This window comes from uncultured Bradyrhizobium sp., assembly GCF_936943645.1.
Lineage (GTDB): Bacteria > Pseudomonadota > Alphaproteobacteria > Rhizobiales > Xanthobacteraceae > Bradyrhizobium.
Genome location: NZ_CAKZJO010000051.1, coordinates 203,701 through 225,154, shown reverse-complemented (window position 1 = coordinate 225,154; position 21,454 = coordinate 203,701). Strand labels below are relative to the sequence as shown.

Annotated in this window: 17 protein-coding genes and 1 pseudogene; 7 read left to right on the top strand and 11 right to left on the bottom strand. The window is 65.3% G+C overall.

Annotated elements, in window-relative coordinates:
- Nucleotides 1-69 precede the first annotated feature (69 nt).
- Nucleotides 70-843, top strand: a complete 774-nt coding sequence (locus tag Q0743_RS10720; protein ID WP_298241495.1) for an enoyl-CoA hydratase-related protein — start codon at nucleotides 70-72, stop codon at nucleotides 841-843.
- 112 nt (nucleotides 844-955) lie between these two features.
- Here the strand turns inward: Q0743_RS10720 and Q0743_RS10715 are convergent, their stop codons facing one another.
- On the bottom strand, nucleotides 956-1,132 hold the full coding sequence (locus Q0743_RS10715; protein WP_298241494.1) for a hypothetical protein: 177 nt from the start codon (nucleotides 1,130-1,132) through the stop codon (nucleotides 956-958).
- 9 nt (nucleotides 1,133-1,141) lie between these two features.
- Complete coding sequence (locus Q0743_RS10710; RefSeq protein WP_094973683.1) at nucleotides 1,142-1,375, bottom strand: hypothetical protein; 234 nt, start codon at nucleotides 1,373-1,375, stop codon at nucleotides 1,142-1,144.
- Between the two features lie 267 nt (nucleotides 1,376-1,642).
- Between Q0743_RS10710 and Q0743_RS10705 the strand changes: the two genes are divergently transcribed.
- The 3 genes from Q0743_RS10705 (at nucleotide 1,643) to Q0743_RS10695 (ending at nucleotide 5,783) form a co-directional block, all read left to right on the top strand.
- Complete coding sequence (locus Q0743_RS10705; protein WP_298241493.1) at nucleotides 1,643-3,679, top strand: PQQ-dependent sugar dehydrogenase; 2,037 nt, start codon at nucleotides 1,643-1,645, stop codon at nucleotides 3,677-3,679.
- Nucleotides 3,636-4,574: an SMP-30/gluconolactonase/LRE family protein gene (locus Q0743_RS10700; protein ID WP_298241492.1), complete on the top strand. Its 939-nt coding sequence runs from the start codon at nucleotides 3,636-3,638 to the stop codon at nucleotides 4,572-4,574. The genes Q0743_RS10705 and Q0743_RS10700 overlap by 44 nt, the downstream gene beginning before the upstream one ends.
- Before the next feature lie 183 nt (nucleotides 4,575-4,757).
- A complete protein-coding gene (locus tag Q0743_RS10695) occupies nucleotides 4,758-5,783 on the top strand; it encodes a histone deacetylase family protein (RefSeq protein ID WP_298241491.1) in 1,026 nt (341 codons plus the stop codon).
- A gap of 48 nt (nucleotides 5,784-5,831) precedes the next feature.
- Here Q0743_RS10695 and Q0743_RS10690 read toward each other — a convergent pair whose 3' ends face one another.
- On the bottom strand, nucleotides 5,832-6,563 hold the full coding sequence (locus tag Q0743_RS10690) for a 4'-phosphopantetheinyl transferase superfamily protein (RefSeq protein WP_298241490.1): 732 nt from the start codon (nucleotides 6,561-6,563) through the stop codon (nucleotides 5,832-5,834).
- A 598-nt stretch (nucleotides 6,564-7,161) separates the two neighbouring features.
- On the opposite strand from Q0743_RS10690, the gene Q0743_RS10685 reads away from it, so the two are divergent.
- Nucleotides 7,162-8,112, top strand: coding sequence for a DUF6492 family protein (locus Q0743_RS10685; protein ID WP_298241489.1), 951 nt, complete (start codon nucleotides 7,162-7,164; stop codon nucleotides 8,110-8,112).
- A 12-nt stretch (nucleotides 8,113-8,124) separates the two neighbouring features.
- On the opposite strand, the gene Q0743_RS10680 is transcribed toward Q0743_RS10685, so the two are convergent.
- Nucleotides 8,125-9,192, bottom strand: coding sequence for an endo-1,4-beta-xylanase (locus Q0743_RS10680; RefSeq protein WP_298241488.1), 1,068 nt, complete (start codon nucleotides 9,190-9,192; stop codon nucleotides 8,125-8,127).
- Nucleotides 9,193-9,500: 308 nt separating this feature from the next.
- Here Q0743_RS10680 and Q0743_RS10675 point away from each other — a divergent pair, with 308 nt between their 5' ends.
- Together Q0743_RS10675 and Q0743_RS10670 are read left to right on the top strand one after the other, a co-directional pair.
- Nucleotides 9,501-10,982 carry a lipopolysaccharide biosynthesis protein gene (locus Q0743_RS10675; RefSeq protein WP_298241487.1) on the top strand — a complete coding sequence of 494 codons (1,482 nt, stop codon included), beginning with the start codon at nucleotides 9,501-9,503 and terminating at the stop codon, nucleotides 10,980-10,982.
- A gap of 197 nt (nucleotides 10,983-11,179) precedes the next feature.
- Nucleotides 11,180-12,751, top strand: coding sequence for a L,D-transpeptidase (locus Q0743_RS10670; protein WP_298241486.1), 1,572 nt, complete (start codon nucleotides 11,180-11,182; stop codon nucleotides 12,749-12,751).
- Between the two features lie 33 nt (nucleotides 12,752-12,784).
- Here Q0743_RS10670 and Q0743_RS10665 read toward each other — a convergent pair whose 3' ends face one another.
- The 7 genes and pseudogenes from Q0743_RS10665 to Q0743_RS10635 all read right to left on the bottom strand — a co-directional run bounded on the left by Q0743_RS10665 (nucleotide 12,785) and on the right by Q0743_RS10635 (nucleotide 21,452).
- Nucleotides 12,785-13,597, bottom strand: a complete 813-nt coding sequence (locus Q0743_RS10665) for a class I SAM-dependent methyltransferase (RefSeq protein WP_298241485.1) — start codon at nucleotides 13,595-13,597, stop codon at nucleotides 12,785-12,787.
- A gap of 53 nt (nucleotides 13,598-13,650) precedes the next feature.
- The gene (locus Q0743_RS10660; RefSeq protein ID WP_298241529.1) at nucleotides 13,651-14,904 is read right to left on the bottom strand and encodes a WD40 repeat domain-containing protein; all 1,254 of its coding nucleotides are present in this window, start codon (nucleotides 14,902-14,904) and stop codon (nucleotides 13,651-13,653) included.
- A 111-nt stretch (nucleotides 14,905-15,015) separates the two neighbouring features.
- Nucleotides 15,016-15,960: pseudogene (locus Q0743_RS10655) on the bottom strand (caspase domain-containing protein); the annotation flags it as partial.
- 66 nt (nucleotides 15,961-16,026) lie between these two features.
- Nucleotides 16,027-18,909, bottom strand: a complete 2,883-nt coding sequence (locus Q0743_RS10650; protein ID WP_298241484.1) for a patatin-like phospholipase family protein — start codon at nucleotides 18,907-18,909, stop codon at nucleotides 16,027-16,029.
- Between the two features lie 104 nt (nucleotides 18,910-19,013).
- Complete coding sequence (locus Q0743_RS10645) at nucleotides 19,014-19,553, bottom strand: VOC family protein (protein WP_298241483.1); 540 nt, start codon at nucleotides 19,551-19,553, stop codon at nucleotides 19,014-19,016.
- Nucleotides 19,554-19,578: 25 nt separating this feature from the next.
- The gene (locus Q0743_RS10640) at nucleotides 19,579-20,547 is read right to left on the bottom strand and encodes a tripartite tricarboxylate transporter substrate binding protein (RefSeq protein ID WP_298241482.1); all 969 of its coding nucleotides are present in this window, start codon (nucleotides 20,545-20,547) and stop codon (nucleotides 19,579-19,581) included.
- Nucleotides 20,548-20,558: 11 nt separating this feature from the next.
- On the bottom strand, nucleotides 20,559-21,452 hold the full coding sequence (locus Q0743_RS10635; RefSeq protein WP_298241481.1) for an MBL fold metallo-hydrolase: 894 nt from the start codon (nucleotides 21,450-21,452) through the stop codon (nucleotides 20,559-20,561).
- Between the last annotated feature and the right edge of the window lie 2 nt (nucleotides 21,453-21,454).

The following is a 21,454-nucleotide window of genomic DNA, read 5'->3' as shown; positions in this document are numbered from 1 at the left end:
CCGCAATTGGCGAAGCCCGCGGACAATGGCACATTGCAGCCAACGAGAACATCGAAAGGGAGACGCGGCATGGCTGGTGTGAAACAGGCGCGGGATGGCGCCGTCGGGATATTGACGCTCGACGAACCGGCAAGCCTCAACGCGATGACGCCGGACCTGCTCGGCGCATTGGCCGGCGCTGTCACAGAGATGACCGCGGACGACAATATCCGCGCGCTGATCCTCACCGGCGCCGGGCGCGGATTTTGCTCAGGACAGAATTTGAAGGCATCGGAAGCGCTCGGCGAGGACATCGCGGCCGGTGTGATGCGCTTCTACTGGCCGGCCTTCAAGGCGCTACGCGATTGCGCCGTGCCCGTGGTCGTCGCGGTGAACGGGGTGGCGGCCGGCGGCGGTTTCAGCCTCGCCATGGCCGGCGACATGATCGTCGCGGCGCGGTCGGCGAGCTTCATCCAGGTGTTCAGCCGCATCGCGCTGGTGCCGGATCTCGGCTCGACCTGGCTGTTGCCCCGGCTGATCGGGCGGCAGCGCGCGCTCGAGCTGATGCTGCTCAACGAGCCGCTGACGGCAGAACGCGCCCAGGAGATCGGCCTGGTGCGGCAGGTCGTCGCCGATGGCAAGCTGATGGACGAAGCGCTCGCCCTGGCGCGGCGCCTGGCCGAAGGGCCGACGCGGGCTTTGGTGGCAACGCGCCTGCTGGTCGAGGAGAGCGAGCACGCCACCTATGAGGCCCAGTTCCGCCGCGAGATCGAGCTCCAGGCCACGGTCCGCAAGAGCGCCGACGCCATCGAAGGCCGCAATGCCTTCGTGGAGAAACGCAAGGCGAGTTTTACGGGGAAGTGAGGTAGGGCACGTTACCTCCCCGTCAACGTTCTCAGTCGTGGCCAGAAACGTGGATGCCCGGGACGAGCCCGGGCATGACGAGTGGAGAGACCGTTGGAAATCTGCGAAGCGCTCAGAGCCCGCGGTTCAGCCGGCTGGCCTGATACTTGGCGCGCCATTTCGGGCCGGGCCCGCGCATATAGTGAAGCTCGGGACGGTAGGGGTCACCTGCGACCCGGATCAGCGTCTGCCATTTGGCGGCGACGAAGCTCAGGGGCTGGCGGAAGAGGCTGAGGGAAGCGATCAACATGGCATCACCTCAATGCGGCTTGCCGAGCATGGCGGTGAAGGGAAGGTCGAAAATCTCTTCGCCATCGTCGTCGCTGACATGGATCACCCAGTCGCGCCAGTCTTCGTTGCTCGGCGTCAGGATCATCGACCGCATGATCTGGGACGCACGGTCGCGGGCCTCGGTGAGGTTGGACACGGCGGCGCCGTAGCGGTCGATCAGCGTGCCCTCGGTGTTGGAGCAGTGAAAATAGACCTGGACCATGTGCGTCTCCTATCGGGAGCAACTGGGATGGCAAATCGATACCACCCGAAGCCTTCGCGAAACATTCGGGTCGAACCCGGTAAGGGAATGTACGGATATTGGTCGGCTCGAAGATCGTTACAGGTTTAATCACAGGCGAGTGATGTTCTGCTGGACGGCGTTTTCCCGGCATGAAACAGCTTTTCGCGGAAAATCCGGGAGGCCGCCGTGAGCTACTTCACATCTGGGCGCGAACGCCGAAGGCTGCGCGCATGTGCGGGCGTCTTGGTGCCGGTCTTGGTGTCGGTCTTGGCGGTCGTGCCCGGGCTCACCTCAGCGGCGTCATCGGAGCCGCTTCGCCTGAGCGGCTATGCGATTGGCGGGGACACCTGCGGCAGCGGGGATCTCGCTTTTCCCCGGATCCAGATCGACATGAAGGCCGGATTTTGCGCCGGGCTCGTCGCCAGCGAGGCGGATCGCCTCAAGTTTCCGCGCGCGATCGTCCAGGTGCCGGGGCGCGACCTGTTCGTGGTGGCCGACATGGGCGGCTGGGGCCACGCCGACGGACGGCTGCTGCTGCTCGATCCGCGCGCGCCGCAGGGCGGGCGACTCAAGGAGCTTCTGGCGGGGGTCGAATATCCGTTCGGTCTCGCGATCGGTCCGGACAGGAAGCTCTACGCTTCGACTGCCGAGACCATCTTCCGGTTCGATCCGCTCGCCGACAATCCGCGCGCTACGGTCGAGACCATCATCCGTCACATGCCCGGCCGCCGGATCACGCTGCCTGACGGCACCAGGGTCGAGGAGAGCGCGCATCCGCTCAAGCCATTCGTCTTCGACAGGAAGGGACGGCTGTTCGTCAATGTCGGCTCGCACAGCGACGATTGCATCACGCCGGCGCCGATCACGAAGCCTTGCGCGGCCGCCGAGGGCGCGTCCGCCATGGCGTCGATCTGGCTGTTCACGCCGCCCGCGAGCGGCGTCTTCCCGGCGTTGAATCCGAATGACCCGGATCCGCCGCACACCGTCTATGCGCGCGGCTTGCGCAACTCGATGGCGCTGGTGCTGCATCCGAATTTTCCCGATGCCGGCTACGCCTTCCTGCAGGGCGAGAACAGCCGTGACTTGCCCGACATTTTCAAGCCGAACGAGGAGATCAACGCGATCGAGCAGGGCAGGCATTACGGCTGGCCCTATTGTTACGATCTGTCGACGCCGAGCCCCGAATTCAGGAACGTGCTGCAAGGCGGGGTCTACAAGTCGCTCTGCACGGCCGGCGCGCTCTACAAGCCGCCGCTCTCGCTGATGCCGCCGCACGGTGCTCCGCTGGGGATGCTGTATTATCACGGCAGCAAGTTTCCGGAGCTGGAGGGCAAGCTGCTGGTCGGCCTGCACGGCTATCGCCCGACCGGCAGCCGCGTGCTGGTCTACGACGTCGATGACCACGGCTTCCCCAGGCCTGTTACGGCACCGGTGCGTTATCGCGTCAGTTGCGCGGCCGAGCCGTCGCGCAGCTTTCGGACCGACGCCGGCGAGGTGGCGGCGGCGCCGTTCGACGAGCTGATCGCAGGCTGGCACCGCGTCAACGGCGCGCGGCCGCAAGGCGCCCCCGTCGGCATGACGGTCGCGGAGGACGGCGCGATCTGGCTGGTCGAGGACAAGAACCAGACGGTGATCCGCATCGATCGTGCCGCGGGCGATCCGCCGCCGCCGCTGCCCTGCGACATGCGCAGCCAGGCGATGATCGACCAACTCGCCACCTTCGTCGCGGCAGATGCGCAGGGCAGCGCCCGGTTGACCACGCTGCGCAAGGGCCTCGTCGAGAGGCACTGCGTCGGTTGCCATTCCGATTTCGGCTTGAAGAGCGGCCAATCGGACGCGGAGAAGGACAGGGCAGTGCTCCGCTTCATGCTCGCGCAGGACGGCTGGATTTATCCGGGGGATCCTTCGTCCGGCAAGCTGCGCACCCGCCTGCGCGGCATCGGTGCCGAGAAGCTGATGCCGCCGGGCGGCGAGAGCCTGCCGAAGACCGAGCCCGGTTACACGCGCCTGCTCGACACCATGGATCTACTCGTCGCGAAGATGGTTCCGGGCACGCGGATGCGGATCAAGCCCGGTCCGCCCCAGCGCAAGTTCTTTGGCAAAGCCGCCAGGGAATGCGGCGAAATACCGGCCGCAAAGGTCGTTGTCGTGACACAAAGGAGCGCTGTAGACAAACCCGGCTTCAGCCGATTCTTCCGGCCGGCCGATCCCTATCTGAATGGCGAGTGCACCGACGACGATGGCTATTACATCCGGCAGGAATTTCTGGTGCCTGTGCAGTAGCATCCTGCTTGTCGCGACGCCGCTGGCCGCCGCCGACACCAAGCTGTTCGACAGTGTGCAGGTGACGCCCGCAAGCGAATATACCTTCGGCATCGAAGGGCCTGCCGCCGATCTCGATGGCAATCTGTTCGTCGTCAATCTCGGCAAGCCCGGCACCATCGGCAAATTGCCCGCGGGCGGCGCCGCCTCGGAGCTGTTCACGACCCTGCCCGAGGGCAGTGTCGGCAACGCCATCCGCTTCGATCGCAGCGGCACCATGTTCATCGCCGACTACAAGAAGCACAACATCCTCGCGATCCCGAAGGGATCGACGGAGCCGTCCCTCTGGTTTCACTCCGACGAGATGAACCAGCCCAACGACATCACGATCGCCCGCGACGGCACGATCTATGCGAGCGATCCGAACTGGAAGGGCAGGGAAGGCCACATCTGGCGGATTGCGAAAGCCGCCGACGGCACGGTGCAGGGCCAGGTGATGGCGTCACCGCGCGCGATGGGCACCACCAACGGCATCGATCTCAGCCCCGACGGCAAGACGCTCTATGTCGGGGAATCCAGCAGCGGCCAGATCTGGTCCTATGCCATCAACGGCAACGAGCTGACGGCTGCAAAGCTGGTCAAGGCATTTCAGCCCGACACCGTCGACGGGCTGCGCACCGACGTGGCCGGCCGTCTCTATGTCGCCCGCATCCTCAAGGGCACCGTTGCGCTGATGAAGCCCAATGGCGCGGTCGAGCGCGAGATCGCGCTGAAAGCCAAGGAGCCGACCAACCTCGCCTTCGGCGGCAGCGACGGCAAGAGCGTCTTCGTCACCCAGCGTCAGGGCGGCTTCATCGAATCCTTCCGCACCGATCAGCAGGGCCGCGAGCACTGCCTCCAGCGCGGGCGCTGCTGAACGGCGCAGGCGCTCTGCTTCCGGTGCAGGGCAGTCGAGACGGCATTCTTCTTGCTTGCATCCAGCGACCGCAGCGATCAAGACTCTGCGGCAAAGCCTGAACAGCGTTTTCGAGCGAAGTGGATGCCGGTTCGCGTGAAGAAAATGCGTCAAAACCAGAGCATGCGAGCACGGAGTGTTTGAGTGAAAGCCGTCCATACCGAACTGCACCGCAGCCACGATCCGCAATTCTTCCTGGTCCGCGGCGTCGTCAAGCGCACCACCGAGCAGCCCGAGCGCGCCGACCGGCTGCTCAAGGGGCTGAAGGACGGCAAGCACCAGCTGGTCGAGCCGACCACGTTCGGGCAGGGGCCTCGCGCGCGCATTCACAGCCCGGAATATCTGTCGTTCCTGAGCGAAGCCTGGGATGCCTGGACGGCGCTCGGTGATGCCGGCCCGGAGATGATCGGCAACATCCACCCGGTCCGGCATGCCGCGACCTATCCGACCCACATCGTCGGCAAGCTCGGCTGGCACACCGCCGACACCGCGGCGCCGATCGGTCCGGGCACCTGGGCCGCGGCCTGCGCCGCCACCGACGTTGCGGTCACTGCCGCGCAGATGGTGATGGACGGTGAGGACGCGGTCTATGCGCTCTGCCGTCCGCCCGGTCATCACGCCTATCGCGACATGGCCGGCGGCTTCTGCTTCCTCAACAACAGCGCGATCGCCGCGGCGCATCTGCGGCAGAAGCACGAGCGCGTCGTCATCCTCGACGTCGATGTCCACCACGGCAACGGCACGCAGGGCATCTTCTACGCCCGGCCGGACGTCTACACGATCTCGATCCATGCCGATCCCGTCGCGTATTATCCCTATGTTTGGGGCTATGCGCCTGAGCGGGGCGAGGGTCCGGGCCTCGGCACCAATCTCAACATTCCCTTGGCGATCGGCACCGGCGATGACGGCTACATGCAGGCGATGGAGGTCGCGCGCAAGGCCATCGAGTCCTTTGCCCCCGGCGCGCTCGTCATCGCGCTCGGCCTCGACGCGTCCGAACATGATCCGCTCAAGGGGCTCGCCGTCACCACGCCCGGCTTCCGCCGCATCGGCCAGGCCCTTGCCAGGCTGGGCCTGCCGACCGTGCTTGTGCAGGAGGGCGGCTATCTCTCGGATATTCTGGGCGCGAACCTGACCTCGGTGCTGGCAGGATTCGAAGAGGCGAGGTGATCTTTCACCTCCCTCCGTAAGAACGGGGAGAGGGAGTAGCGCGGCGCACTATTCAGCCGCTTGCTGCAGCGGCCAGGCATTCCGGCTGATGGGAAGGCCACCGCCCGCACGGGAGCCGTCGGCGATCGCGAGACGATGCGATGGCGATGGCGAGCACAGCGAGAAGCGCCAGCCATCGGGATCGTCGGCGATATCGGGCTTGAAGCTGATCTCGATGGCCTCGCGCGACACCTGCATCGCGAAGGCGTCGAGCGGCAGATTGAGGCCAAAGCCCCTGGCCTTCAGATAGGCCTCCTTGAGCGTCCAGTAGTCGAAGAAGCGCTCGGTGGCGGCGGGCTCCGGCAGTCCGCGCAACGTTTCGACCTCCTCCGGCGCAAAGAAGCGAAGCGCGGTGGACAGCGGCGCCACCCGTCGCGACACGGTTTCGACGTCGATGCCGACGGTCTCGTGCCGCGATACCACGCAGGCGACGCAGCCATCGGCGTGAGACAGGCTGAAATGCAGCGCGGTCGAGGTCTCGGGCGCCGCGACGAACGGCCGCCCGTAGCGACCGGCTCCAAAGGACCAGTCGGACGGCGCGACGTTGGGGGCGACCTGCGACAGCGCCAGGCGCAGCATGGCATGCGCGAAAATATACTGCCGCCGATGCCGCTCGAACATGAAGCGGTCGGCCCGGAGCCGTTCGTCGACCGAGAGCAGCCGCCGGCACGTCTCGACCGCGCCCGGCGCGTCAATGGACTCGATCAGTCCGACAAAGAGTTCGATTCTGTCGTCCGCCATCAATTGGGCCTTTTGCGTCAGGCCGAGGGCAAATCCCGGTCCCGACGGAAGAAACAACTGAGCAAGAATCAACCAACCAGACCGGTTCTACCGATCCACTCAGGCGAATTCTTGTCGATTTGCCGGCCGGTTTACAGGCGCAAGCTTGTGCGAGACCTCAACTCGGCGCGCGAGTGGTCTTTGGAAACGTGAAGCTTGACGATTCGTACGGCGCCCCGGCCGATGAAGCCTACTTTTTCTCGGCGACCAGCAAGTCTTGCAGGTCCTTGCGACCCTCGTCGCTCAACGAGGTACCCCCAAAAAATTCGATCACACCCATAACGACCCCCCAGTCGAAAAATATTCGTCCAAATCAAAACGCAGGAACAATCTTGCGCGGTGGCGCCAAATAATCAAGCTGCAACTGGGTCATTCACAGCTTTGGCGAGTGAACCCGTATTCGTCCGTGATGGCTGACGAGCTCGCTCCAGGCGGGCATGGTCCTCCCTGCCGGATGGCTAACGCTTCGTTTCATTTTACCTTGATTCCGTTTGTGAGTTTCCCCGGTCTCGCCGCGCGGATATGAGTGCGGCCTGATGGCCATTCGAGCGCGCTTCCCATGCATTCCGTTGCCCTGCTGACTGCCAGCTACGCCAAGGATATCGAACGCTTTTCGCTGCTCAGCGAGAGCATCGACACCTGGCTTTCGGGATACACGCGGCATTATGTTCTCGTTAACGATGAGGACGTGCCGCTGTTCGATCGCTTCGCGTCCGACAAGCGGGTCATCGTTCCGGCCTCGCGGTACTTGCCGAAATGGCTGTTCGCGCTGCCGCCGGCGCTTCAGTTCATCAGCAAGCGGCGCGTCTGGCTGTCGCTGCTGTCGTCTCCCGTCCACGGCTGGCACATCCAGCAGATTCTCAAGATCGCCGGCGTGCTCGACGCGCCCGAGCAGCGCGTCTGCATCCTGGATTCGGACAATTTGTTCTTCCGCGAATTCGATGTCGGCCAATATGCCGGGGCCGAGAAGACGCCGCTGTTCGTCACGCCGAAGGACATCGGCGCCGACCACCCCTTGCATGGGCTGTGGCTGCGCACCGTCGATCAGCTGCTTGGCATCAAGGAGCGCACCTTCCCCGCCGACGATTACGTCGGTAATGCCCTGGTCTGGGACAAGGACACCGCGCGTGCGATGACCGCGCAAATCAAGTCGGCGACGGGTTTGAACTGGGTCCTGGCGCTGTGCCGGAAGAAGAAGTTCTCGGAATATCTGATGTACGGCCATTTCGTCGCGAGCTCGCCCGCGCATCTGGCGACCCATCGGGTCACGGAGGACAGCATCGCGGTCTCGCATTGGGACGACACGCCGCTCGATCGTCCAGCCATCGAAGCGATGATGCGCGCCGCGTCGCCCGAGCAGGTCGCGCTCTGCATCCAGTCCTATTCGTCGACCTCCGTCGACGACATCCGCGACGTGTTTCGCCTCAATTCGCGCGATCGCCGGGCGCCGAGCCTTGTACCCGACCACGTGGACGCGGCGGCCGAATCCGTCGCGCCGGAGGCGCGCTGAGATCCAGCGCCCTCAAGCGTCCTTCGTGAACTTGCTGATCACGTCCAGGAACGGCTTCGGCTTGAACTCGCCGTCGAGCGGCAGCGGCCGGTTCGGCTGCTTGTCGGCGCGGGCGAAGACGCCGTTGATCCAGCTATAGCGGTCCGACAGTCCCCAGGTCAGGATCGAGCGCACCGGGCCGCTGGTCGAGATCGCGGTCAGGAGATCGTCGACGCGCTTGGCGACGATGGCGTCGCGCTGCGCAGGAGTTCCGCTCAGCTTCTGGTCGTCGACATCGAGCTCGGTGACGAGCACTTCGAGGCCCCAGGAGCGCAGCTCGGTGACGAACTCGGCGAGCCCGTGGGTGTCGATCTCGAGCTCGGCATGCAGATGCGATTGCAAGCCGACGGCGTGCAGCGGGACGCCCTGGTCGAGCAGGTCCATGATCAAATTGCGATAGGCCGCGCGCTTGGCGATGAACGAGTCCTTGGCGGACTCGATGTCATATTCGTTGATCGCGAGCTTGACGAAGGGATCGGCCGCAGCCGCCGTGCGGAACGCCAGCGGGATCCAGCTCTGGCCGAGATGCTGGGTCCAGAACGTATCGCGTCGATCCTTCGGGCTGCGGGGATTGTCCGGGATTGGTTCGTTGACGACGTCCCACGAGGTCAGCTTGTCCTTGTAGTAGGAGACGACAGTGCCGATGTGGTCGACATAGGCGCGCTCGACGCCGCGGGCGTCCTTGATCTGCTTGGTCCAGTCGGGAATGTCGTGATACCAGGCCAGCGCGTGGCCGCGCATCGTCAGGTCGTTGTCACGCGCAAAATCCAGGATCGCGTCGGCGCGCTCGAAATTGAACGTGTGCGCATTCGGCCGCAGCATCGGCCATTTCAGCTCGAGCACCGGCACCACCTGCGTGCAATAGGTGCTGATGGCTTCGCCGAGCCGCGGGTCGGCCTGCAGATCCCAGAGCGTTGCGGCCGCGCCGAAACCCGGACGGCGCTGGGCGAGCTTTGAAGCCGGTGCCGCCGACGCAGACGCGCCCACCGCGAGGGCTGCGGCGCCGCCAAGAAGGAATTCGCGTCTATCGAGCCTGGTCACGACGATCCTTTTCGAGCCAACGCAGCATCGTACCAAGCGGCGCCTTGCGACGCCGGGGTTTCGCGGTGTTGGGTTAACCTCCGCCGCCCGCAGGCCATTGTCTCCTTTCGTGATTGCGCCTGACTGTTCGAGGAAGGGCAAATTTAACGCTAATGCGCAAAAGCGGCTGCGAAGCCGCATTCGCGGCCCGATCTGCAGACTTATGTGACACTCTTCAGCGATGCTGCGGCGTAGTTCCTTCGCCCGGCCAAGGTCGCATTGATTAACCGCCGTCATATTCGCAAGACCGCTGCCGGTCCCGTGCTCGCATGCTGAACCGCCATTTCTCGATCTATCTGATCGCCTATATCCTGCCTGCGGCGGTGGGCTTCTTTGCCGTCACGGCCTATACGCGGCTGCTGACGCCGGCGGAGTATGGCGTCTATGTCGTCGGCCTCAGCCTCGCCGGCATCCTGGGCGCGATCTTCTTCGCCTGGATCAAGCTCTCGGTGTCGCGCTATCAGGCGATGTCGGCGGAGGTGGATTTTCGCGGCACGGCGATGGTCGCCTTCGGCCTGACCGTCGCGGTGCTCTGCGCCACCACGCCGCTGGTGTTCCTGTTCCGCAGCGACGTCAGCGTCGAGCTGCTGCTCGCCAGCATGTTCGTCGCGATCATGGCCAATGCGGTCGATGTCGGCCAGGAGTTCGAACGCGCCAAGTTGCGTCCCTACCGGTTTGCCGCGATCTCGATCGTGCGCAGCGTGTCCAGTGTCGGATTCGGCCTCGTCGGCATCTGGCTCGGCTGGGGCGGATTGGGGCTGCTCGCGGCGTTCGGCCTGGGGTCCCTCACCGGGATCATCCTCAATCTCGTCGGCGACCGCACCAGGATCGCGCGCTTCGAGCGCAGCCAGTTCATGCAGCTGGCGCGCTACGGCCTGCCGCTGACGCTCGCCGGCCTCTCCGTTGCGGTCTATTCGGCCTGCGACCGGCTCATCGTCGCTTACCTGCTCGGCAAGGACGCCGCCGGCATTTTTGGCGTTGCTGCCGACTTGCCGCGCCAGTTCATGGTCATGATCGCATCCAGCGTCGCCGCGGCCACCGTGCCGCTGGTGTTCCGGTCCTTGTCCGAGAATAACAGGGAGACGACGCGGGAGCGGCTGACCGAGAGCCTCGAGCTTCTGCTCGTCGTCGTCACGCCCGTTGCGGTCTGGCTCGCGCTGGCGGCGGATCAGGTCGCCGGCACGCTCGTCGGCGTCGACTTCCGCGCCGGCGTGTCAGCGCTGCTTCCGACCCTGGTGCTCGCCCGCTTCTTCGGGATCGCCAATCAGTTCTACGTCCAGATCAGCTTCCAGCTCGCCGAGCGCCCCTTCATGCTGGCGGCGCAGTCCTTCGCCACGCTGGTCGTCAGCGTGGTCCTGATGGTCGCGCTGGTCGCCGGCTACGGCATCTATGGTGCGGCGCTGGCAACGCTGGCGACCGAGGCGATCGGTCTCGTCGTTGCCGTCGTCCTGATGCACCGCGCTCATCCCGTGCCGTTCGATGTCAACCGGCTTGCCGGGGTTGCCGTTTCGGCCGCGGCGATGGCGGCCGCCATTCTGGTTGCGCGTTCGCAGGTCAGCGGCACCGGCCTTGTCGCGCTCGTCATCGTCAGTCTCGCCGGCGGCCTCGCTTATGCCGCGACGGCCTGGCTCCTCAACGTCGCAAATATCCGGACGCTGTCGCTGCGGTTCCTGCGGGGCTTCAACTCCCGAGGCACTGGGCGCCTGACGGGCGCGTCCTCGCCGGCAGAGGCGGACATTCTGCCGCAGTGACCGCCGCCAGCTTCGGACCAGCCCGGGCTGCAACCGACCTTCCGCCGGCTCAGGCCGTCGTATATGAGGGGTTTACCGCCGGGCCGTGCCGAATATCGCCACAGACGGAACGTAAGGCGGCTGCGATTTCTTAATTCAATGATCGCAATCTGATACATGATCGGCACGAGCGGGCCGGCATTTCGACCGAGGATGGCATGAAAAACCTGATGACGACGGCGCAACCCACCAAGGCGATGCGGCGTCGGGGGCCTCCCGGAATTGTGACATTGGCGGCGATGGCGGTTTCTGCGGCGGTGCTGGCGTCAGTCGCGCCGGCGAGCGCGGCCAAGCAGGCGCGCCAGCCGGCCGAGGCGGTGGCCCCGCGCCAGGCCGGCGAACCGATCATGGCGATCGTCTCGATCAAGAGCCAGCAGGTCACTTTCTACGACGCCGATGGCTGGATCCTGCGGGCGCCGGTGTCCACCGGCACTACGGGACGCGAGACGCCGGCCGGCGTCTTCGCCATCGTCGAGAAGGACAAGGACCATCGCTCGACCATGTATGACGATGCCTGGATGCCGAACATGCAGCGCATCACCTGGAACGGCATCGCTCTGCATGGCGGACCGCTACCCGGCTACGCCGCCTCACACGGCTGCGTACGCATGCCGTTTGGCTTCGCCGAGAACCTGTTCGACAAGACCTATATCGGGATGCGCGTCATCATCTCGCCCCACGATTCAGTCCCGACCGAGATATCTCACCCCTCGCTGTTCGTACCGAAGCCGGAAGCCATCGCCGCGGCCCCGAGCCGGGCAAACGAGCTCTCCGCCGAGGCCGCCGAGGCGACAAGGGCTGCGGACGAGGCCAAGAAGGCTGCTTCCGTCGCCGCAAAAGAAGCTTCATCGCTCCCCGCTTTGCTGCGCAAGCTGGAGCAGCAGAAGGCCCGCGCTGACGCCGAGCTCGCCTTCGCCGACAAGACGCTTGCGAATGCCAAAACCGATCAGGCCCGCGCCAAGGCCGAGGAGCTGAAGCAGAAGACCGCGACCAAGGCCGCTGACGCGGCGACGCAGCTCGACGCCGCCAAGGCTGCCGCGCAGCCGAAGCGCGATGCCGTGGCTGCGACGAAGGACGCCGCCAAGGCCGCGGCGGCCAGGAAGGCCGATGCCGTCAAGGCCGCAACCGACGCAAAGCTCGCGGGCGAGCCGGTCTCGGTCTACATCAGCCGTTCGACGCAGAAGCTCTATGTGCGGCGAAACACGCACAAGCCGGCCCCCGATGGCGGCGGCGAGGTGTTCGACACCAGCATCGAGGTCCCCGTCACGATCCGCAATCCCGAGCAGCCGCTCGGCACCCATATCTTCACGGCGATGGCCAAGACCGACACGGGGCTGCGCTGGAGCGTGGTCACGATCGAGAACGGCGACGAGGCCCGCAATGCGCTCGACCGCATCACCATCCCGCAAGACGTGTGGGACCGCATCGGGCCGACCGCATTGCCGCGCTCCTCGATCATCATCTCGGACGAGCCGCTGAGCGCCGAGACCAATTACCGGACCGAGTTCGTCGCGGTGCTGAGCGATCAGCCGCAAGGCGGCTTCATCACGCGCAAGCCGACCGCGCCTGCCATGATCGCCAGCGATGACGGCTGGGACAATGGCGGCAACGGCTTCGGCTTCTTCTTCCAGCAGCGCGATCCCTACGTCCAGCAGGCCAATCCGCGCCGGCAGCGTGGCCAGTACCAGTATTATCAGTCGACGCAGCCGATGCAGCGGAGCTGGTGGTAGCTATCGGCCCGCCAAGGCAGGCCGAGGTAACCTCTACGCCCGCGCTTCGATCACGATCGCCTGGATCTTGCCGTCGACCGCCCCGGATCCATGCCGGGTTCGGAGCGCCTCGGCGACGAGGTCGGTTGCAGCCTGAAGCTTGCTGGCGTCCCTTGCCTCGATCTCGCTGCGTAGCGGCGTGCCCTGGCACAGCGCGGTCGCAGCATATTCGGCCGACGGTGCGCGGCTGATTTCGGACAGCGTTTCGATCGTGATGTCGCGGAAGCCCGCGCGTTCGAGGTCGGATCGGATCAGCGCCTTGTCGTGATAGCCGTGCGGCGTCCGGGTCATGAAACGCGGCGGATCGTCGGGAAACATCCTGGCGAGTGCGGTCGTCGCCTCGTGCGTGACGACGTTGTCCTCGATGCGGTCCCAGACGTTGAACACGAACGTGCCGCCGCCCCTGAGCACGCGCTTCACCTCGCCATACGCCTTGACGCGGTCCGGAAAGAACATCGCGCCGAACTGGCAGCAGACCACATCGAACCCGGCGTCGCCGAAGGGCAGCGCCATCCCGTCCGCCTGTCGGAAGGTGATGCGATCATCGTCCGCCTGCCTCTGCGCGGCGACGGCGAGCATCGGCTCGTTGAGATCGGTCGCGACATAACGTACGCCGCGCGGCAGCGCCGCCGCCACCGCGCGCGTCACTGCGCCGGTGCCCGCGGCAATCTCGAGCAGCGTCGAGGGAGCGCGTGCCGCGACGCGTCTGGCGATGTCCTCCGCATAGACGGAGAAGATCATCGGGACGAGATACTCGTCATAGAGCTTTGGGATCGAGCCGGCGAAAACCTTGTCAGTGCTGGACATGCTTGCCTCGCTGAAGGTTCGGACGCGAGGCCTATGCTAGCACAGCTCGCCGCCTACCGCGCCAGCAACGACGTGAACCCCGCCGGCTCCTGCATCGCCTTGCGCGCTTCCAGCGACATCGGCTCGAAGCGGCTGCCGCTGGAGATGCTGAGCCGGCTTTCAATGCCGTTCGAACCGGTGTAGCAGCCCTCCGGCGTGTAGCTGACATAGCCGTCATCGCCGAATCCGATCGCAGTGAGAAGCACGCGCCGCTCGGCGATGTCCCACACCTTGATGGTCTTGTCCTCGCTCGCCGAGATCAGCCGCGTGCCGCCCGGGAAGAACGCGACCGCCTCGACATCCTCCTGATGGCCCGCGAAGCTGGCGAGCAATCGGCCGCTGTCGGCGTCCCACAGATTCACCGATTTGTCGCGCCCGCCGCCGCCGGTCACGATGCGCTTGCTGTCCGCGGACCAGCTCGCCGACACCACATAATCCCGATGGCCGGCGAGGAGCCGCGATGCGCCGCTCCTGACGTCCCATACCTTTGCCGAGCCGAGCTCCGCATCCGAGCCGGCGGTGACCACGCGCAAGCCGTTGGGCGAATAGGCCACGCGCAGCGCCTTGCGGCCATAGGCGTCCTTTGCGTCGATGGCACCGCTGGTGCGATAGAACCTGATCTTGCCGTCATAGCCGGCCGAGACGAATTCACCCGAGCCGGAGGGCGCATAGCTCAAGGAGCGAACCGCGGCGCGCGCGGGATCGCCGCTCTGGTGATCGAGCTTGCTCTTGGCGAGCTCGCGGGTCGCGAGGTTCCAGATCCGCACGACGCCATCCTCGCCGGCCGAGGCCAGGTATTTGAGCGATGGCTCCGGCGCGAAGGCGACGGCGAACTGCTTTGCGCCGGCGTCGAAGCTCAAGCTGCGACCGTCGCTTCCGAGGTCCCATACCCTCACCTTGCCGTCCCACCCGGCGGAGGCAAGTTGTTTGCCGTCGGTCCAGTAGTCGAGCGCATAGACCGCCCCGGCGTGTCCCCGCAGCACCCGCGTCAGTCGAAATGAGGCGGCGTCCCAGAGCCGGATCACGCCGTCGTCGCCCGCGGTGGCGACCTCCCGGCCGTTCGGCGATACCGCGATCGTGCGCACGCTCGCGCCCTCGACATTCGGCTTGATCGAGACCGGAATGAACGGGCCGCCGACAGCATCGTTGCCGCGGCGCGCGGTTCGCGTGGTGCAAGTCGAGACCGGCACGGCGGCAACGCTCTTCGTCTCGCCTGCCGGGACGCCCGTGAGCGCGAGCGGGACGACGGTGGCCGGAGCAGCCGCCATTTTGGGTGCAGCCATGGGCTTTGCGGCCTCCGGCTGCGGCGGCAGGACAGGTGAGGTCTGCACCTTCTTCGGCTCGTTCTCCGCCATGGCCGGAGGCGTGCGGGGCGTTGCCGCGGCGAGCTTGTTGCGCTGAACCTTTGCCAGATCTGTGTAGAACCCGCTCGGATGCGCCGCGATGTAGAGATCCCAGGCCTCCGCGGTCCCGACGCGCTCGGCAAATTCATAGTCGCGCGATGCGCTCGCATCGCCGGAGCCCGCGGACGCGGCCGGCGGCGAAGCAATCGCAGCCGCAGGCGCCAGTACGACGTCGTCGCCGCCGAGCGAGCCGTAGATGAACGGCTCCTGCCTGTTGGTCGTGGCCTGCAGCACCTCGTCGCGGACGTAGCCGAACGCCTTGCGCAGATCGAGGCCGGGCGTTGCGAGGTGATGCGCCAGCGCGGTGGCGAAGGGGCTGTTCCTGCCGTCGCCGTCGAGCGCCGTGAGCCCGGCCTTGGCGGCAAAGGCCACCAGCGTGTTCGGGCTCGACGGTTCGACCTTGGCAAGGCCGCGCGCGACCGCCCGCGATGCCATCGTCCGCTTCATGTTCTTGGCGAACGGATTGTCGCGGCAGGCATCGAGAATGACGAGGCGCAGCCGCTTCGCCGGCTCGATGGCGATCAGCACGCGGTCGAGGCCGATGGTCTCGTCATAGACATCGGTGTCGTTCTCGAGCTGGGCATCGACGGGAACGAGATAATTGTTGCCGTCGATCTCGATGCCGTGGCCGGCATAGTAGATCACGGCGATGTCGGCGCCACGTGCCTTCGCGCCGAAATCGCGCAAGGTGCGGCGCATGTCCTGTGCGGAAAGATCGTTGCGTGCTTCGACGACGGTGAAGCCGGCCTTCTTGAAGGTTTCGACCAGGAGGCCCGCGTCGTTGGTGGCATTGGCGAGCTTGGGCGCGCGCTGATAGGCCGAATTGCCCATCACCAGCGCCATGCGCTGGTCGGCGAGTGCTGCGGCGGGCTCCAGGACAAGCGCCAATGTGCCGAGAATAAAGAGAAAAAGAAATTTCATCACGGCCCCCAAAAGCCGGGATCTGCAATGCTGCGAGAATAGCCGACCCTCGCCGCAAAACAAACTCTATTTGGGCTTGTCCGGCGATTGCGGCGTTTGCGCCGCTCTGAGGCAGGCCAGCAATCGCTTGCCGGTCCGGAGGATCGGGCCCGACTGCTGGCGAAGCCGTTGTTCGGACAGACGTCCTGCGACCACCGTGCGTGCGCCTTCCCAGTCTTCCTGCGTGTCGCTGAAGTAAGGTGCCAGCTTGTTGCGGCCGTTGCCGAAAAAGAATGCGAAGGTCGCCCGGGCATCGATGCTGGCGTTGAACAGCAGGTCTGGTTCGTCAGCGAGCGGCTCGCCGATCAGCGCTCCTATCTCCTGGTATCCCTCGCGGCGGGACAGCTGCACGAAGCCCCTGCCACGATAGAGCCCGCCTGCTGCCGTCCTGTTGCCCGCGTATTCGGACAGCACCCTGAAATCCAGAGTCTCGTACGCCGCGGTCGCAAGGACATAGGCGAGCTGTCGGAGATCGGTGATCTCCGGATGGCGATCCCACTCCTTCACCAGCGCTTGCAGCGAGCGGATCTGGAACAGCTTGACCGGGAGGGCGGACCCGTCGGCATAGCAGCGGCTGATTGCCCGCATGTCGAGACGCGATGGAGCATCCTGGCGGGCATCTCCGAGCTCGCGGTAATGGTTCGCGATGGCGATCTCGTGCGCGGCCTGGTCGACCGTGTCGTTCAGTTCGCGCGCGAGCAGCACCTGGATGCAATCGGCCGTCGCGCCGCTGGGATCGTCCTGGGTGAAATCCCGTTTCGCTTCACAGTCCCAGAAACGCCCGCTCTGCTTGTCGATGATCTCGCGGGTCTTGTCCGACATGGTCCAGCCGAGCGGCAGCGGATAATAGGGATTCGTCAGCGTGGCGAGGCGGAGATCCCTGACCGTGCTGATCTCCTGCGTGCCGTGGACCTCGTTGACGAGCGATCGTGAGGGCATTGCGCGCGCGGCGCGATTGATCGCGATGTAGCCGCGGGAATCGCGGGTATTCAGCAGGGCGTTGATCGGCTCGAGGATCTCCCCGAATCCGAACGAGCCGCGCTCGGGATAGCTGCCGCCGCCGAGCACGATCAACTTGATCGAGACATGCGCCTGCTGTTTCGTCTCGGTGTTCTGCGCATCGTCGATGGACTTGTTGATCTCGGCAACGGTTCCTCGCAGCGCGTCGATCAGGTCCATCGCGGTGTCGACGCCCGAGTTCTCGAAATAGCCGCCGTCGACGAGCCGCATCTTGTTCGCGCGCGGCGACAAAGGGTCCGTGGCAAGAACAGTCGCGGCCGGCGAGACCCACGGAAACCGCGCGCTGACGAAGGCGGCGGTGCTCAGGCGGACGTTGATGGGGATGGAGCTCGCTTGCCCACTGTCCGAGGATTTGAGCGATTGAAAGAACGAGAGGGAATCGACGTTGCCTCCGCTCGTTTCGGTCCCGAAGGTGAACGGAGAAAACACCACGCGTCGCCCGCTAGCCGCATCGGTCGAGTTGAGGAGCAGCGCCGGCCTGCTGCCGTTCGCCTGCCAGTGCGACATGAAAGGCTGCTCCAGCGGTCCAGGCATCGCGCCGGATCGTGCCGCACTTTCGAGCGAGAGTTCGAGGGCGCGGGCGCGGTCGAACGGCCCTATGGGGTGGAAGATGAAGCGCTGAAGGAAGTCGCCGAACAGCGTCGATGCAAGAAGAGGCGACAGCAGATCGGCGGACAGGACGTTCCGAACGTACTGCTCATTCGGTCCGGGCTCCTCAAGCCCCGCGTTCAGAGCGGACTTCTGATCGAGATAGGCGGCAATCTTCGGGCATGCCGTCGTGCCGGCCTCTTTCTGCGGGACGGTGGCCAGCGCCGACGAGAGCACCGAAGCGCCGATGCTGCCGCCGGAGACGCCGCTGATGGCGAAGAGGTGATGACGAAAGGCCGGACAGAGGTCTTGCAGCCGGGCCAGGAAGATCGCGCTTTGATAGGCGGCATAGATGCCGCCGCCGCGAGCGGCCACGACGTAGACCGGATAGTCCTGCTTGAACTGGTCACGGTCGGGCCGAAGGGAGAGCCATCGCGTGAATTCGGACGTCGCCGAATCCAGCCCGGATGCCGGCGGCGGCCCGTCCAGTGTCCGGATGGTGTGATTGTCGTTGCAGTCGATCCAGGACAGCACGATGGCGAGGCCGATCAGCAGCGGCATCCAGGGCAGGCGCGAACGAACGGTCAGCAGGCTTGCATAAGTGCAGGACGCGGTGACGCAGACCGCGAAGAGAGCGAGGATGACGAAGGGCCCGAGATGCCCGGCGAGGCTCGCCGGACCGGCAGCGAAGATCACGGTGGTCGCAACGATCAGGCCGATCGTGACGAACAGAAATCGCCGGCCGCGAAAGCGTTGAACGTAGGAGGGGTTCTTCGCGTATTGCCTGGCCACGAAGTACCAGCACCAGGCAGCAAGAACGGTGAGAATGAGGACGATGAAGCCGCTCCAGCGCAGCCATTGCCCCACCGAGATCGCGAGCGAGGCGTCGAACTTGTCGAAGGCGCTTCCCGGCGCATTGTAGATCTCGCTCAGCCTGGCGTCGGCTTCGCCGAGCCGCAACGGGATTGCGCTGAAATGTCCGGCGACACTTGCGATCAGCGGGAGCACCCCCAGCACGATCGGCGCGAACCTGGCGGTCCGGTCGAACGCTCTGGTCGGTTCGGCGGCGAGCCGGGCCCGGGTCTCCAGAGCCACCATGGCGGACCCGAACCATGTCAGGCTGCCGATGAAAAGGAGCGTCAGCCACAGCAAGGCGAGGTTCAGGAACTTCAGATCGGCGTAGCTGATGCGATAAAGCTCGACGATCTGCGCCGGCAGCGACAGGATCGCGGAAAAGACCAGGCTGAGGACCACGAACCATTTGAGATTGCGGAGCAACCCAAAGACCTGGTCTCGGCTCATCTTGCGCCCCTGATGATATCCCCGTCGGGCCGTCTCCGGCCCGCGCGTTTTCAATCAGCAGACCCTACCACACAGCTGTGCAAGTGCCGCGCCGGCCTTGCCGGCTACGATTTCGCCCCGCCGACCTCGCGGATCGGCCGCGTGCCGTCCCAGCTCATCGCGGCTTGCCGGACCTTCTCGAAGAACGGCCCCTTGGTGCCGCTGATGTCCGAGATCTCGATCACCGTGCCCGGATGGGTCTGCGTGTCAAAATAGGCAAAGCGCCCCTTGTCGCCGCCGATCTGCCCCTCATGCCCGATCCTGTAGCCGAGCCCGATCGCCTTGTCGTACAGCGCCTGGTAGTCGTGGCTCCAGTAGGACATGTGCTGCAGGCCTTCGTGGCCGGCATCGAGGAACTCCTTGTACAGCGAGGGCGCGTCGTTGCGCTGCTGGATCAATTCGATCTGGAGATCGCCGGAATTGGCGAGCGCAATGCTCATCTCGACGGACGAGTCCTGCCCGCGATGACGGAACCAGTCGGTCTTGACGCGATCCATGTAGTACCAGGGGCCGACACCCATCACCTCGATCCAGTGCGTCATCGCGGCCTGGATGTCCCGCACCACATATCCGTTCTGGCGTACCGCGCCGAAGATGCGGCTCATGCCCGCGCTCCCTTGCTCAACTTGCTCACTTGACCTCGATGCCCGCATCCTTGGCAACCTGCTTCCAGGCCAGTATGTCGCGGGCGTTGATGTCGCGCTGCTCCTCGCCCGGGACGAATTGCGGCGTGATGCCGAGCTTCAGTAGCTTCTCCTTGACCTCGGCATCGCCAAGCGCGTCCTTCAACGCGGCCGACAGCTTCTGCGCAATCGGCGGCGCAAGGCCCGCGGGCGCATACATCGCCCAGGACAGGCTGCGGTCGAACGGCACGCCCTGTTCCGCGTAGCTTGCGACATCGGGCAGGCTTGGCGAACGCTCGCCGCAGGCGGCCAGCGCCTTGATCGAGCCGTCCTTCACCAGCGGCGTCGCGGTCGCGACGTCGAGCGTTGCGAGCGAAATGTGGCCGCCGAGCAGGTCGCCCGCAAGCTTGGCAATGCCGTTGAACGGCACATGCTCGATCTTGATGCCGGTCTGCTGCATCAGGATCTCCGCGCAGAACTGGCCGGTGGAGCCGATGCCCCAGCTGCCATACTGGATCGGCTCGCCCTTCTTGGCGAGCGCGATCAGGCTCCTGATGTCGTTGGCGGCAAAATCCTTGGTCGCCACCAGGATGATCGAGGAGACGCCGACGCGGCCGATCGTCGTGAAGTCCTTGATCGAATCATAGGGCAGTTTCGGATAGATCGCCGGGGCCAGCACGTGGGTGGTCATGCCGCCGACGGTGATGGTGTAGCCGTCATTCGCTGATGTCGCGACCATCTGCGTGCCCAGCGTGCCGGCAGCGCCCGTGTGGTTCTCGATATAGATGCTCTGCCCCAGCGTCTTGCCCATCCTGTCCGCGAGCAGCCGGCCGACCACGTCGCCGCCGCCGCCGGCCGCGTAAGGCAGCAGCATCTTGATCTTGCGGGAAGGATAGGCGGCGGGCTCTTCGGCGCGCGCCGCGGGCGCGGCCGAGAGCAATGCAAGAAGCGAAAGCGTGATGGTGCGCAGCATCATGATGGCATTCCCTAATCTGTGAAACGAAATCTGTAGGCATCGCCGTGCCTGACAACGTGGCCCGCGGTCGGCGCCGGAAAATGGCCGGTCAGCAGATAGCTCGGCGTGTCCGCGAGCTCCTCCAGCAGTGCCATCCGCGTTGCAACCGCCGCGGCCGGGTCGACATCGGCGGCATTCGAGAGCCACGGTGCCGCGCACTGGATGGGATGATGGATGACGTCGCCGGACATCACCGCGTGATCGCGGCCGCCGTTGAGATGGATCTGCATGTTGCCGGCGGTGTGGCCCGGCGCCGGCGCAAAGCGCAAGGCTGCGTCGCGATCGTCAAACAGGCGGTGGTTGGTTTCGACCAGCTCGGCAAGGCCCGCTGCGACCACCGGGAGCACGGAATCCTCGAACGAGCCGTGGTTGACCGGGTTCTTTGGCGCTGCGTCATGCGCGGCCTCGAAATGCCGGTACTCCTCCCGTCCCATCAGGTAGCGCGCGTTGGGGAAGGTCGGCACCCAGCGGCCGTCGAGCAGGCGCGTGTTCCAGCCGACGTGATCGACGTGAAGATGGGTGCACATCACGAAGTCGACCTGCTCTGGCGCGACGCCCAACGCCTGCAGATTCTCCAGATAGGGCTGGTTGAGATCGTTCCAGACAGGCACGCGCGGCCGCTTCTTGTGGTTGCCGCAGCAGGTGTCGACGATCGCGGTCCAACGCGGCGTGCGGACCAGATAGGAGTGGTGGCTGAGAATGAAGCGGCCGGTCTCAGGCTCGATATAGCGATGATCGAGCCAGCTCCGGTTCTCCAAAATCACCTCGTCGGTGACATTGGCGAACAGCCAGGTCTTGTCGAAGGCAAGCGCGGGGATTTCGCTGACGAGATCCACCCGCATGCTGCCGATTTGCACCTGTCGCATGC